The 12,836-nt window shown below is 52.4% G+C and carries 11 protein-coding genes and 1 pseudogene; 3 read left to right on the top strand and 9 right to left on the bottom strand.

What is annotated here, in order from left to right:
- Positions 1-259: 259 nt before the first annotated feature.
- The 3 genes and pseudogenes from ACK5NW_RS02080 to ACK5NW_RS02070 form a co-directional block, all read left to right on the top strand.
- Complete coding sequence (locus ACK5NW_RS02080; protein ID WP_416924592.1) at positions 260-631, top strand: hypothetical protein; 372 nt, start codon at positions 260-262, stop codon at positions 629-631.
- A 76-nt stretch (positions 632-707) separates the two neighbouring features.
- Entirely contained in the window at positions 708-1,751 is a 1,044-nt protein-coding gene (locus ACK5NW_RS02075) for a hypothetical protein (RefSeq protein WP_416924591.1), read from the top strand.
- A 73-nt stretch (positions 1,752-1,824) separates the two neighbouring features.
- Positions 1,825-2,171, top strand: a pseudogene (locus ACK5NW_RS02070) (transposase); the annotation flags it as partial.
- An 8-nt stretch (positions 2,172-2,179) separates the two neighbouring features.
- Here ACK5NW_RS02070 and ACK5NW_RS02065 read toward each other — a convergent pair.
- From ACK5NW_RS02065 to ACK5NW_RS02025, 9 genes are all read right to left on the bottom strand, one after another.
- Positions 2,180-4,177 carry a type IV secretory system conjugative DNA transfer family protein gene (locus ACK5NW_RS02065; RefSeq protein ID WP_416924590.1) on the bottom strand — a complete coding sequence of 666 codons (1,998 nt, stop codon included), beginning with the start codon at positions 4,175-4,177 and terminating at the stop codon, positions 2,180-2,182.
- Positions 4,178-4,410: 233 nt separating this feature from the next.
- The gene (locus ACK5NW_RS02060; protein ID WP_416924589.1) at positions 4,411-4,935 is read right to left on the bottom strand and encodes a hypothetical protein; all 525 of its coding nucleotides are present in this window, start codon (positions 4,933-4,935) and stop codon (positions 4,411-4,413) included.
- A 36-nt stretch (positions 4,936-4,971) separates the two neighbouring features.
- Positions 4,972-6,012 carry a P-type DNA transfer ATPase VirB11 gene (gene virB11, locus ACK5NW_RS02055; RefSeq protein WP_416924588.1) on the bottom strand — a complete coding sequence of 347 codons (1,041 nt, stop codon included), beginning with the start codon at positions 6,010-6,012 and terminating at the stop codon, positions 4,972-4,974.
- Positions 6,013-6,361: 349 nt separating this feature from the next.
- The gene (locus tag ACK5NW_RS02050; protein ID WP_416924587.1) at positions 6,362-7,462 is read right to left on the bottom strand and encodes a TrbI/VirB10 family protein; all 1,101 of its coding nucleotides are present in this window, start codon (positions 7,460-7,462) and stop codon (positions 6,362-6,364) included.
- Positions 7,462-8,223, bottom strand: coding sequence for a TrbG/VirB9 family P-type conjugative transfer protein (locus ACK5NW_RS02045; RefSeq protein ID WP_416924586.1), 762 nt, complete (start codon positions 8,221-8,223; stop codon positions 7,462-7,464). The genes ACK5NW_RS02050 and ACK5NW_RS02045 overlap by 1 nt, the downstream gene beginning before the upstream one ends.
- 54 nt (positions 8,224-8,277) lie before the next feature.
- Positions 8,278-9,135, bottom strand: a complete 858-nt coding sequence (locus ACK5NW_RS02040; protein WP_416924585.1) for a virB8 family protein — start codon at positions 9,133-9,135, stop codon at positions 8,278-8,280.
- Positions 9,136-9,237: 102 nt separating this feature from the next.
- Positions 9,238-9,669 carry a TcpQ domain-containing protein gene (locus ACK5NW_RS02035; RefSeq protein ID WP_416924584.1) on the bottom strand — a complete coding sequence of 144 codons (432 nt, stop codon included), beginning with the start codon at positions 9,667-9,669 and terminating at the stop codon, positions 9,238-9,240.
- A 528-nt stretch (positions 9,670-10,197) separates the two neighbouring features.
- Complete coding sequence (locus ACK5NW_RS02030; protein WP_416924583.1) at positions 10,198-12,018, bottom strand: type IV secretion system protein; 1,821 nt, start codon at positions 12,016-12,018, stop codon at positions 10,198-10,200.
- An 82-nt stretch (positions 12,019-12,100) separates the two neighbouring features.
- The gene (locus ACK5NW_RS02025) at positions 12,101-12,820 is read right to left on the bottom strand and encodes a hypothetical protein (RefSeq protein WP_416924582.1); all 720 of its coding nucleotides are present in this window, start codon (positions 12,818-12,820) and stop codon (positions 12,101-12,103) included.
- Between the last annotated feature and the right edge of the window lie 16 nt (positions 12,821-12,836).

Raw genomic sequence — 12,836 nt, 5'->3', positions numbered from 1 at the left:
CGCTTGCGCGTGCGTTTGGCTGCAAGCTCGAATCCAGTGGTGGCAAGGCTTGTCTGTTGCATCGCTCCACTGTCTCAGATCAGGCCGTCATGGGGCTGACTTTTGCAGACCTTCCCTAAATCAAAAACCGAATTGCTCATTGATTCGCAAACAGCACAGCACGGATGCCGCAATCTATAAAATAAAAGTAAAATCTCTGACTGGTTATACTGTGCTACCAAGACTTCTTGTTTTCATTACTCTTTGAGAGGAATTTGCGATGCCCTCGATGGTTCACTTTTCTATGCTTTCTTCTTCAGCATTGGTCGTCATATTGGTTTCCACAGCCTGTACTACACCCATTGGTTCGCAGATCAATCAGCCCGGCGAGTTCACTGGCAAAGTAATTGGCCCGCAAGAGTTTGGTCAACCCGCCGAGGGGGCGGGTCTGAGAGCGTATGCTCTGCAATTGGCCAAACCTCTGACGCTTGATGACAAAGCCGAATGTGGCAAACAAACCCTCCAGGTTCTACCCATTGAGAGCGATGTAATGGCAGTGCAAGCCGGTAAGACCGTGGTGCTGCATGCAACCCCTTATTGTCGTGTCAGCCGCTCAGGCAAGTACCACCTCAAGGATGTAACCGTGCGTTGATACGGTTGCCGACGCGTAATATGGCAGGAATGGCACATCTAACTGGCCACATGTATCAAGGCAAGGAGTAAACAGCATGAGTGATCCTCAAAAAATTACCAGTCTCATCAAGACAGAAGGCAAAACTCGCATTTACCAGATGGACGATGGCTCAATCGAAACGCGTCAGGGGGGGACAGTTTCTTGGCGAAACAACAACCCGGGTAACCTAAAGTTCGAGTATGCCGGTAGTGCTGACCAGACGGTTAACTCATCAAGAACAAAAGATCAAGCCTTGACTGCTGCTCAAGGTCGCTACCAGGGCGTTGTCGCCTTGGATCAATGGGGCAACGCCATATTCGAAACTGAATCGGCAGGACGCGCTGCAAAGGCACAACTGCTGCAAAATATGCATGGCGACAAGACCATCCCCGAGATGCTCCGCAGATACGCCGTCGACGACTATTCGGGCCAAGCTAACACGGACGCGTATGCTAGGTCTGTTTACAAAGTGGGCGATGCACAAGGTGTTGACCTACGGGGTAAGAAGATCCAAGACCTGAGCAGCCAAGAGTTTGACGCTCTGCTTGACGGCATGAAGAAAGTGGAAGGTTTCAAGGAAGGTACCGTGACGCGCACGCTGCCGCAGCAGCAATCAAACGTAGATACCCAGATGCTGCCACCCGAGCAGGAAGCGGCCCGCGAACTGGATACAGCCCGCGCAGATGTGTCAGCACCTGCGTTAACGCTGCCGCAGTCATTGAGCCCAGCTAGCCGCCAACTGGTGAGCGACAGCACACAGGCGGTTTCAGACGTGGTCAGTCGTCATGGTCTGCCCTGGGATCAGGGGATGGTCAACACGTCCTATGCGGTGGCCGCGCATGCGGGGGCTGCAGGGGTCAGCCGGATCAATTTGTTTCATACCGATGGCCAAATAATTCGCGCCGGGCAATACGACGGCATCAGTGTGCGCGAAGTCACGCTGGACGCTGCCACTGCGGCCAATACCCCGCAGGGGCAATCGGAGCAGCAGCTGCGGGCGTTGGATGCGCAAAAGGAGTCGACGCCAGACAAGACGCTGCCGCGGGTCTCAGATGACCATCATGAGCAGGAGCAGTCAAAGGCGCGCGCGCTGGGGTGAGCGTCTGAAATGACCTTGCCCCTGGAAAACGAATCCCTTGCTGAGTGTTTCAATACAGGCAAGGAGAGATGGAATGACGAAGACGGTGAGGTCGCGCTACACGCTGGAGTTCAAGCAAGAAGCGGTACGGCTGGTGCAATCTGTGCAGAACATGGCGGCGGTTTCGCGCAGCTTGGGGCTGGTTGAGCAGACGTTGTTCAACTTGGGTGAAGGCCAGCCGTGAAGGTCGGCTCACTGAGGCGGACAGCAAGCCGGTGAGCGCCGAGCAGATGGAAATCAGCCGGTTGCGTACGCAACTGGTGCGCGTGACGATGGAGCGCGACATCCTCAAAAAGGCCACGGCGTACTTCGCCAAAGAGTCGCTGTGAAGTACGCCTTTATCCACACAGACAGCACAGCCGTTGGCCGGTCTCGGTCATGTGGCCCTTTTACGCCATCGGCGAGTGCGTCCCGTCTGAGCGCTCAAGCTGTGACATTACACTCTCGAACTCCGCCGAAATGCTGGTAAGGCCGGTGTATTCGCGTGGAAGCTGGGGTTTGACCGCACTGTGGCGTGCTTCCTGATCTTGCACCATGACCGCAGCTTGCGAGGCGTCCAGGGTTGCGGCAACGCGCTCGGCGGCAGAAGCAGTTGTCGCTCTTGGATGCGCTGGATCGGCCCTCGCTTCAGATGGGTGCCCCTCCAACCGCTGGCCTGATGACCGCACTTTCTGCATTTTGACTTCTGCAGCATGGGCCTCAAGATCCAGTCGAAGCACTTCTACCTTGGGCAACAGGCGTTTCTTGAAAGCCGGTTCCTTGTAATAGCGTATCTTGTCTGCCATGACAGGATGGGCCATGCCTTCCACAAGCAGGATTTCCTTGTCATCGCCCATGGCTTTGAGTTCTTGCGGCAGCATCAGGGCACGCCGTTCTTCGCTCTGACTGCGGGTGTAGCTGCTTTCGCGCGAGCGGCTGCGACTCACACTGTCCTTGGTTATGCTGGTATAGCCCAGCATCTCACTGTATTCATTGGCATCGCGCTGCTCGCGCGGCGCAAAGACAATTTGCAAGGCATGGTTGGTAATGATGGTGCGGGCTTGCTCTTGGCCGTAGGTAGCCTCCAGTTGGGACAGGCTCTGGATGATGGGCAACAAGCGCAAGTTGTAGCCCGCCATGAAGCTGACTGCATTGGCGATGATGTCCACCCGGCCAATACTGGTGAATTCGTCCATTAGCAGCAGGCACTGGTGCTTGAGTTCTGGATTGGCCTGAGGCAGCTCGCGCGTGTTTTGGTTAATGAGCTGGCTGAAAAAGAGGTTCAGAATCAGGCGGCTTTCCGCCAGCTTGTTTGGCTGGATGGCCACATAGATACTCATTTTTTTGCGGCGCACATCACGCAAGTCGAAATCGTTGCCACTGGTGGCGGCGTCGACCACCGGGTTAAGCCAGGGGTTCAGAGGCTCCTTGAAAGTGCCCATGATGCTGGCGAAGGTCTCGTTAGCCTGCCCTGTCAAGGTGGCGAAGGCGGCTTTCGCACTGGGACTGAGGTAAGGCCAAGCCGCCAGGGATTCCAGATATTCGCGCAAGCTCTGACCCGCTTTGGCTCCTGATGCCAGACGGTACAGACGGCCAATGGTAGGTATTTGTGCCGCTGTGCCCGGAAACCCCTTGGACAGATGATCTGCCAACTCGAATGCGTAAAGCGCGAAGGCAACGAAAGCATTTTGTGCTTGGTTGGCCCAAAACGGATCTTTCACCATATTAGAGACTGGGTACAGCATGGCTGCAATGCTTTGTACGTCACTAATCCGGAAATTAGGGTCACTTGACACGTAGGACAGCGGATTCCACCGATGCGTGCGCAAATCTTCAGCGAAGGGGTTGAAAAGGTAGACCTCTTGACCGTGGCGAGCACGGAATCCACTGGTCAAGTCAAAGTTTTCTTGCTTAATGTCCAGTACGACCACCGATCCCTTGTAGCTCAGCAGATTGGGAATCACCACCCCCACGCCCTTGCCTGACCGCGTGGGCGCCGCCAGCAGAGCAAACTGCTGACCATTGAAGTAGATGTAACGACCATCCTTGCGGCCAACCACAATGGCCGTATCTTGGGCGTCGAGCATTTGACGCTGGCGCAAGTCGCCCAAACCAGCAAATCGAGCGGCACCGTACAAATTGGATGGACGGTGCCACCACAACGCCACAGCCACACCTACGACCAGCAGTACCGGGAATCCAAAACCAATCAGTCCGCTGGTACGAATAACGGTACCAACCAGAGGATGCGCGTGGTAGGCCAGGGCGTACTGGCCGTAACTGAATAGCCCGGCTTGGTCGAGTGGCAGATTGATCCGCCAGAACAACAACAGGCCGCTGAGGTAGGCACCGAGCGCCAAGGCCATCAATAAGGCCACGGATAGTAAGGTCAGTTTAAGGAAATTCATCGTGGACCTTCGGCCTGCGGCATAGTCATGAAGCCCGGCTCAAAAGCGGGCATTTTCCCCTTCGCGCCTAGCCCGCCGTCGAAGCGCGAAGTGACACCGTTATTGCCCATCACCGAGTAAGGCTCCGGTTAATCGTCTAGCGTTGAACATCATATAAGACCCAACATAAACGCATTGGGAATAGCCGACCAGCATTGATATCGCCGTCGAAAGCATTCATGAATGCCCTTAACTTACAGACATCGTATGTAGACCTGTGTGCTCAGAATTTCCTTGCCGCCTCGCATCTCTTTCACGGCGCGGTAAAGTCGTTGGTTGCTCAGCGAGAAACCGTAGGTCTTCAGTTCTTTAATAGCCTCGTAGGGGTAAGGATCAGATAGGCCGAACACTTGCCAAGTGTCTTCACCTAGGACAACTACCTGTGTAAGAAACAGTAGCGTCTCTTGTACGCCCTGCTGAGCCTCAGCGATCTGCGTATCAGCAATCACCAGCGTGCCGGGAATTAATTCGCCTGTCTGGCTGCTCTGTTGAGCCTCGACGATCTGCGTATCAGCAGCCACCAATGCATCGGGAGTCAAAGCATCTGTCTGGCTCAAGTTGTATTGTCTGCAGCGGCGCTGACCCAACTCGTTGTCTTCAAACCAGATACCGCGCATAGCTTGCGGCGACACGGCGGCGGGCTCAGCGGCTAACACCGGCAACAAAACTGAGCTTACCAGTAGTATCTGCGTGCCGATTTTTTGGAATTTACCAAGCATGTTTTCCTCTTTTGATCAAAATTTGGACGGCAGCACTCAGGTCGACGCCATTCTCAGTTTGCGTTGTGGATCGAAATCAATACCCGTGATGTAGCGGCGACCGGCGTGCGCCGTAATGTGCACCACCACATCGATGGTAAGCATCAGCAGCCGCTTGATTTCGTTGAAAGCCAGCCCCCCTCCTTCAGGAGATGCCTTGACCATCAAGGCCATCTGGTCCCAAGTCTGATCTGTGCTGCCTGCATGGCAGCTGGTAATGGAGCCGGGGTGACCGGAAGCACAGTTGCGGATGTAGTAAAACGATTCATCACCACGAATTTCTGCCAAGATGATGCGATCAGGCTTCATGCGCAGGCACGCCTCCATACACCCCTTAGCTGTTACTTTGGCAGATCCCTGGTCACCCCGTGAATAAATCAAGTGCACCGAATTGGGCTGGGTAATAAACAACTCACGTGCGTCCTCAATGGTAATTAGTCGCTCATCTTCTGGAATATGAGTTACCAGAGACTTCATGAATGTTGTCTTACCGCTACCCGTGGCACCTGAGACCACAATATTCTTTCGGTAATGCACCGCCTTGCTAAAAAAGGCATGATAATCGTGTGCCTGTTTGAGCGCCAGCAACTCGCGATCACGTTCACTGATGTCATCCGAATTGTCTAGAATTTCTGCAAAGAAACCATCCTGCTGATACTCCTCCAGCGTTTTCGTATATTGTGAAGGAAGACGGATAGTAATTGACACCGTTTCTGGCGGTACAGCCGGTGGCAACACGAACTGCGCTCGCTGCCCGGTCGGAAAAGTCAGCGAAACCACTGGATCCACCGCCGTAATGCGCTGACCAGTGCGACTCTCGTTGACCACGGTAGTACAAAACTGCCGTGCACGCTCAAAGGTTAATCCCGGCACAGGCAGTCTCTGCCAACCTCGCATCGTCTCCAGAAATACCTGTCCAGGACGATTGATGCAAATCTCGGTAACCGTCGGATCGTTTAAGAACGATGTGATTCCCAACACCTCATATTGGTACTTAAGAAACTCTGTTGAAATATTGGCGACGGATTCATCCAACATCACACCAAGCCCTTTCTAAAAACCATTAAAGCCGCACCGATCAGCATCATGCTCCGGCACAAGACATAGTTATGTAACGCCCTCATTTATTGCGTATTGCGGTCAGCCACCATGCGCTTGTCATCCGAATGAAAACGTATCTTGTACTGGGGGCCAGAAAATGCACTCTGGTTTGTTGCCTGTAGTACAGCAGCCAGCCGTCACAGGCTTACAAGTCGACCTTCGTCCAAACACGGGGCATCGTCACTGCCCAAGCGTAAAGCACACGCATGTGATCCTACGTCAACCAAACACAACGCCAACCGTGTCTTACTAAACACCGGATTCAAAACCAGCCGGATTCTCTGAATCATTGCATCACTGAAGAAAAATCCACATCGCGTGCCGCAAAAATACTGATAACTGTGCCATTGAGTACTGTTACTGTTGCTTTGCGGTTGGCTGACCGTGCCAGCATTTCAGCGGCAGCTTTTTTGGCAGTGTCTACAGTCGCTGAATCCCAAGGATCAACACGCTCTGCCACGTAGCCCCCCCCATAAATGGTTGTGCTGCGTCCCCGCAACTCTTCATCGTTAGCGAATTTTTGCGCACCGATATCAACCGCATCAGCCAGTAAGCTGACCAGCAGCGCAGCACCGATTCGCTCGCCCCAATGCCCGTTGTAATGCCCAGGCACACCGGTACCGCCCAAGGCATCTGTGCCCTGGCTGTCGATACGAACATCCAAGCCAGTAGTGGTTAATACCCGAGTCCAGACAATACCGATTCGGTCGTAATTCTCATCCACGTATTTGTATTCACCCGTTACCTTGGATCCTTTGCCTATAAGTAAACGGCGACCATTGACCGAATAGATTGGTTCGGTCACGATGCAAGATGTCATGCCTGGCAGCGTGGAAACCACCTTGGTTTCTAAAGTACAGCGAATGAAGGTGCCCCGCGTGAGTACAAAATCCGCATTGGCCAACGCTCGTACTGTGCCGCGTTTGACGGATGAGTACTCATCTTCAAAAAATGCGCTACGCGTTCGGGATGCATCCGCCATATCGATCAGGTTGTTCTGAGCAGCCATACGCCGCTCCAGAAGATCGTCCTCTACGCTGACAATTGGCTCTGTGGGCGCAATCAGTCCTGCTACGGGTTCAATCTGAGGTGCCAACTCAGGCGGTAGCGGTGGTGGTGGTATCACCGGCTGCACTTCAGTTGCCAGTACGGGTCTTTCTGGTACAGAGACATCCTCGAACGATACCTGCTTGCCTTTTTCTTCTTCATTATTTGAAAACGCGTTATTGACCACCCACATGGCCATGCCAATGACCGCTATCGCTACGACCGCCACATAGGCCAGCGCCATCTTGTTTAAGCCACGCGAAAGCCCGCCCGAGAGCTTGGGCATATTGTCCGGCATTTGCGGCTGAGCGCTACCGTCACCAGGAAAGTTCATACTCATTACTGATTTCTCCTGAGACCTACCACGTCCTCACCTAACCGAAGTACCAAATACGGGTATACGCCCTGAACAATGATGACGTTATCCTCGCTCTTAGTGTTGACCAAAAACTCTTCCCCCATACGCTCGTTCCGGCCGAACATTGCCGGAAAACTCGCCAGCGGCGGCATGTGCAAATAGGTGAACTGCTGATTGTCATACACCCGAACTGGCACGATGGTAGAAGAACTTGACCGCGCAGCGTAGTCGTAATTAAGGTGATAGTCTGATTGCGAGTTAAGCTGGGAACTCGTGGGCGACAGCACCGCATTAGCCCCCGCCATCGGGCTGCCCTTGGCCGGTATCCCATCAGAGGAATAAACGAACCGCACCTTGTAATAAACTCCTGCGTTCTTAGCCTCTTCCAGCGTTTTCCACCGGGTGGCGGAAACCCGCAAATCCAGCAAGTAAGAACGCTTGTTGGTACGGATATACATATTGGTGTCCACGTCAACATTCTTTGGCCGGATATAGAACACATTCTCGCGTCGAACCAACTCCCAGCCACTGCTGAAACCCGTACCGAAGTCTTTGACCTGCTCCTGGGGGTTGATCTCTATCTGAGTTGCAATACCCAAACCGGTGTTTACGCGAACCACCTGATCGACCTGGTAGGGCACCTCGCGCACTTCATTTTGGGCCATAGCTGTGCCTTGCACCGTAGCTCCCAGTACCAGCGCCACGGCGGCCACCCGTTGCCAGCCGCTGTTCTGTCTTGTCATTCTCTCGTTTCCCTTGTTTTAAATTCAAACTTGGAGGTCATGACGACGTAGCGCTTATTGACCGCCACCAGGCGTCGCCGGCGCACCCGGCAGCACCGTCGTCAAGTCAGAGAGGGCACTAGCGTCCCCTGAGGCCGACAATGGTATAGACATCGCTGAGTCGGCACCACGGTTGAGTTGACCTTCATCTTCGTCTATGAGAGGTATGCTCCTTGCCATTTCCTCGCGCTTAAACGTGGGCGCGTTGAACTCATCGTCTACTTTGTACGCCTGCACCTGAAACCCTAGCGGATTACGTAACCGCAGGTTATCGGTCATGCGCAGGTTGTTTTTGAACTGGTAGCTGAGCGTAGCCACATGGCTGCTAACATACTCGCTTTTGCCCGAGGTCTTGTTGAAGCGCCACTTTTCAAAACGAACGGTGGCCCCGGAAGGTCGGATACCCTTTTCTTCATCGAGTCCGTGAAACACAATGCTGTTGACCTTGACCCGAATAGCCACATTACGTCCCCAACGCTTGTCAGGCGCTTGCGAGCTACCATTGAACTGTCCAACGAACAAACGCTTGACTTCGTCGTTCGACATAGAAGCCACGAACTCCCAGTCGTGCTCGTTGATCGTGTCCCAGTCATATCCCTCGCGTGCTTGCACGAATCGCGCCACATAACTACGGTTAAGAGCCTCGCTCGCGAAGATACCTGTATAGGCCATGTCATCGCGCAGATGCGTCAGCGTGCTGGTACTGCGTCGCAGATCCACTGTCACCAAATAAGGCACCTTTTCCTTAAGCGGCAACATGTAGGCAATAGCAGCAACCAAACATACTGTAACAAATACCGAACAGAACACCACAATCCAAGCTCGCCGCTCGCTGCGCTTAACCATGGCAATGACACTGGACTCGAAGTCCATCGATTGACGTATAACTTTTTGCGAAGCCTCTGAAAGTTCGCGCTTAAACAAACCCATATTTTCCTACTTACCTGTCTGTGCTCAGCCACCAATACGTCAGCCTCAAGGTCGCTGCGTCACCAGCAAGTTCTTGTTGCTCAACACCCGCACGCGCAATTTTTGTTTCTCATAGGTGTGCCGCACCACGTTCAGCGCCTTTTGAATGTTATTGTCCTTCACTGACGACAATGCGCTGACCAACGTAAGGTCCGTCGGGTATTGCCATTCCAGCTTGCCTCCATGCTCTGTAGCCCAGCGCTCCAGCATGCCACGCAGCGTTACATCGGTTGGTAACATCTGATAAGTCCACAGGGCTTGTTCTTCTTTGAGCGGGATCTGCATCGGCTCTTCGGCAAGGACGTTAATCGGTTTCCAGTCTTCACCGAAATCCGGTGGTTTCGGCGGGGGACTCTCACATGCCTGCAAAACTACCAATGCCACCGAAATACCAAACCAGCGTCCAGACCGTGCCCTGCACCCCATCTTCTCTGCCATACATTCATCCATCCTTATTGATCGCCCCTTGAACTCAAACCAAGTCGAGCACTTCGCGCCACAACTCTTGCATAGACGCTACCAAACGTCTTGTTTCTAACAGTCGTTCACAAAAACTCACCGATACGTGCCCAGACAGACCCGTCCAAACGCAACAAATCATCTTCATCACACATAACAACTCGATTGCCTTCTACTGCATCGCTTGCATTGGGGTCAGCACCGTAGCGTTCGATCTAAATACTTCTAACGACATAAACTATTTTCCAAATACCGACGATTTCCAATCGAACGATCAGGACACAACCCCATGAATGCAACACGTAAAACATGATGTAAAGAGACTAAATTACCGTCTATGTTTCATAGTCATATATCCATCCAATTCGATTATTCGCTTTATTTCTATATTTATTGAATAGTTCACGCACGTTCATGCGCGCACCAGAGTCAGTTACGTTTTATTTGAATCTCCGGTATATCGACCTACCGGCACCTGCGTAGGTCTCGTCGGAGCCATTTGGCCAGCTAAGTTTTGCCCCCATGCTTGGACAGGTTATCCGTGTGATAGCCACTATCAACAGCTTGGTTGCCAGCGCGCCTTGGATCATAGAACTGGGTTGTCGGCATTGAAGAGGACATTGAAACCGCACTGTAATACCCAGTTCCTCCTGCAGTCTCTTTCTGTACCAGCGACTGTCCTTGGAGCAATGAATCCGCCCGAGAAACCACTTGACGTGCCTGACTCCAGTTTCGGATGGCTTCCATGTTAGAAGAGTCGTCGCCCCCTCCAACATTGTCCCCACGGGCCAAGGCCATCTGCTCCCTCACCAATGCAACTCCGCTCTGTCTCAGATCCAAAGTGGTCGCATTGTCCAATGCATCCATACTTGACGGTGAAATTGATCGCCACTCGCCTTGATTTGATTCGCGCCATATCTGAGCTTGTTGCGCATCAAGAGAGCTATCGTATGGCTCAGCATTATCCGCACGAGCTAAACCCACCTGGCCCCCGGCCAACGGCACCATTCCGCTTTGTCTGGAACCAGCATAGGTTACATCATTACCCACAGATCCTCGACTCACTTGACGAAAAATTTCATCTGCCGACGTGGATCCAACCTCCTTCGTGGCGTACACCGCCGAATCCTCCCCTGTATCCTTCAAACTCTGCCGGTACCCGGTTGTTGATAATGCGTTACTCGTCGATGTTCCCAATCCTTTATTAGCAGACGCTCTGATCGCGTTATCGACAGCAGACATGCCTGCCGCAGCATTCTGCCCTCCCCCTTTGTTGTCCGCCTGCAATTGTCCAGCCAACAAACCAGCACCAGCCATCGTATACATAGCACCGGTCGTGAAAGCAGCAGCACCGCCGAAGAATCCCATGATCACTGGTGGCACCGATATAATAATGGCCGTCATCAGTGTGCCCAACGCTGCCAGTCGCAAGGAACTCGCATTCATGTCAAAAGCCTCACCATCCATCCCCAACAGCAAACTGATGATCGCACTGCCGCCCTCCGTGCCGCTGAGGTAGTACGTCGCTACCACCGCTAAACCATAGAGTGCCGTCGTTTTAAGGGCAATCGTCGCCACCAACGTCAAAGTGGCCAGGGAGAACAGTGCCCCAAGCAAGAACTTGGCCCACGACCAAAACAACGGGGCCGTCTGCTGAAAAATTAGGAAAAAAATGAACACCGGAGCCAACATGATCGCCAACGTCACGGACAGCTCCGTCAGCAAAAGCAACGTGGCCGTCAACATGGCGGGGCCAGCCTGCCCTAGCAGTCCAACCGTCGACGTCACTAAATTAGGGTTTTGCCCCGACTCGGCTGCACGTATCCCTTGGTTAATAGAACTGATCATCGCTGTAATACCAAGATTTATATCGATCAACATCGTCACATCAACGCTGCTGTCGTTGGAAGAATCTTTGGTTACCGCATGCGAAATTGCCTCCTTAAATCCTTCAACCGAGTCAATAATAGCAGGCGAATTGCCCGCCAATAACGACACGAGCGACAATATTAATACGATTTTCCCCGTTTTATACAGCAAGGGCAACGCTGCCTGCTTACTCTGCCCTGATATCAAGTTATAACCTTGAATCATTACCCACATCGTGACAATCGTCATCGATACCAAGCTCAAGACCTTGGCAAGCCGTTCAGCCACATTTTCACGGTATGCTCCCACCACAATTTCGTCGATGACGTACTCGCGAACGCTACAGTAAAATAACGCGTCGTCCATTACGCCTCGCACCGAAGGACTTTTGATGAATTGTAGCAAAGTGTCCAGATGGCCGGGAAACACCAGCCCAATGGCATTACATGCGCTAGGCATAGCCCCTCCTCAGAGATACTAAATAAAATTTTAACGACGACAGCTATTTTTTAAGGACTATGCTTGCCTTAGTACAATCAGCTCAAAACGGAAGCATCGCAGGGGAAATAAAAGGCACAGCTTTCTTATATGTATTCTTAACCTGGGAATCCCGTGACCCACTGTCACTAGCCCGACGCGCTTCGTGCATCTGCATCGTATAAACCTGCTCCCGCTGTTTATAACCATCCATTAAAACCTGCAACTGCATGGTATCAGTTTGCAGCAAGGTCTGCTGTGCCTGAAGCTCAAACTGGTAACGCTGCAACTCACCAGCTTTGCCCCCTCCCGATTTTCCGAGTTGCCGCGATCTATCCACTAGAGACACAATTTGTTCTCGTCGAAACTTCAACGTCTTGAGCATGCCCTGACTCTGTTTCAGCGTTTGCAGGCGCAGGTTGCGCAACCCAACGCAAGCCTTGTAATGTTCCGAATTTATCTTATCGTCGCCACAATCCTGCACAGTACCAATATAGCTTTCTTTCTGCTCGTCCGTTAGGTCAGTCAACTCATCAAATTTAGTATCCAAACTTTTGAAAACAGTTTTACTTTCACCGTCACCCAGCGTTAGATCAGTGCCTTTGTCACCACCCTCTCCTAGGCTGCTTTTATAGTGCCGATCGAGTTTCACCTCTTGAATCCCAAGTGGATTCACCTGATTAATGTATTGAAGCTGCTTATCTACTTTTGAATCATAGACAGCCCATTGAGCATAAGCCGCCGGAAAAAAGCACAAGAAAAAAAATCCAACAAACACTTTCATAATTAGCTCCCAATAT

This window comes from Ottowia sp., from assembly GCF_047975795.1.
Classification (GTDB): Bacteria; Pseudomonadota; Gammaproteobacteria; order Burkholderiales; family Burkholderiaceae_C; genus Ottowia.
The sequence above is the reverse complement of the archived record's forward strand: the minus strand, read 5'-3'. Positions and strand labels throughout refer to the sequence as shown.

Excerpts from the sequence above, each read along its gene's own strand:
- ACK5NW_RS02080 (WP_416924592.1), top strand. The coding sequence starts at position 260 with ATGCCCTCGATGGTTCACTTTTCTATGCTTTCTTCTTCAGCATTGGTC.
- ACK5NW_RS02075 (WP_416924591.1), top strand. The coding sequence starts at position 708 with ATGAGTGATCCTCAAAAAATTACCAGTCTCATCAAGACAGAAGGCAAA.
- ACK5NW_RS02065 (WP_416924590.1), bottom strand. The coding sequence starts at position 4,177 with ATGAATTTCCTTAAACTGACCTTACTATCCGTGGCCTTATTGATGGCC.
- ACK5NW_RS02060 (WP_416924589.1), bottom strand. The coding sequence starts at position 4,935 with ATGCTTGGTAAATTCCAAAAAATCGGCACGCAGATACTACTGGTAAGC.
- virB11 (WP_416924588.1), bottom strand. The coding sequence starts at position 6,012 with ATGTTGGATGAATCCGTCGCCAATATTTCAACAGAGTTTCTTAAGTAC.
- ACK5NW_RS02050 (WP_416924587.1), bottom strand. The coding sequence starts at position 7,462 with ATGAGTATGAACTTTCCTGGTGACGGTAGCGCTCAGCCGCAAATGCCG.
- ACK5NW_RS02045 (WP_416924586.1), bottom strand. The coding sequence starts at position 8,223 with ATGACAAGACAGAACAGCGGCTGGCAACGGGTGGCCGCCGTGGCGCTG.
- ACK5NW_RS02040 (WP_416924585.1), bottom strand. The coding sequence starts at position 9,135 with ATGGACTTCGAGTCCAGTGTCATTGCCATGGTTAAGCGCAGCGAGCGG.
- ACK5NW_RS02035 (WP_416924584.1), bottom strand. The coding sequence starts at position 9,669 with ATGGCAGAGAAGATGGGGTGCAGGGCACGGTCTGGACGCTGGTTTGGT.
- ACK5NW_RS02030 (WP_416924583.1), bottom strand. The coding sequence starts at position 12,018 with ATGCCTAGCGCATGTAATGCCATTGGGCTGGTGTTTCCCGGCCATCTG.
- ACK5NW_RS02025 (WP_416924582.1), bottom strand. The coding sequence starts at position 12,820 with ATGAAAGTGTTTGTTGGATTTTTTTTCTTGTGCTTTTTTCCGGCGGCT.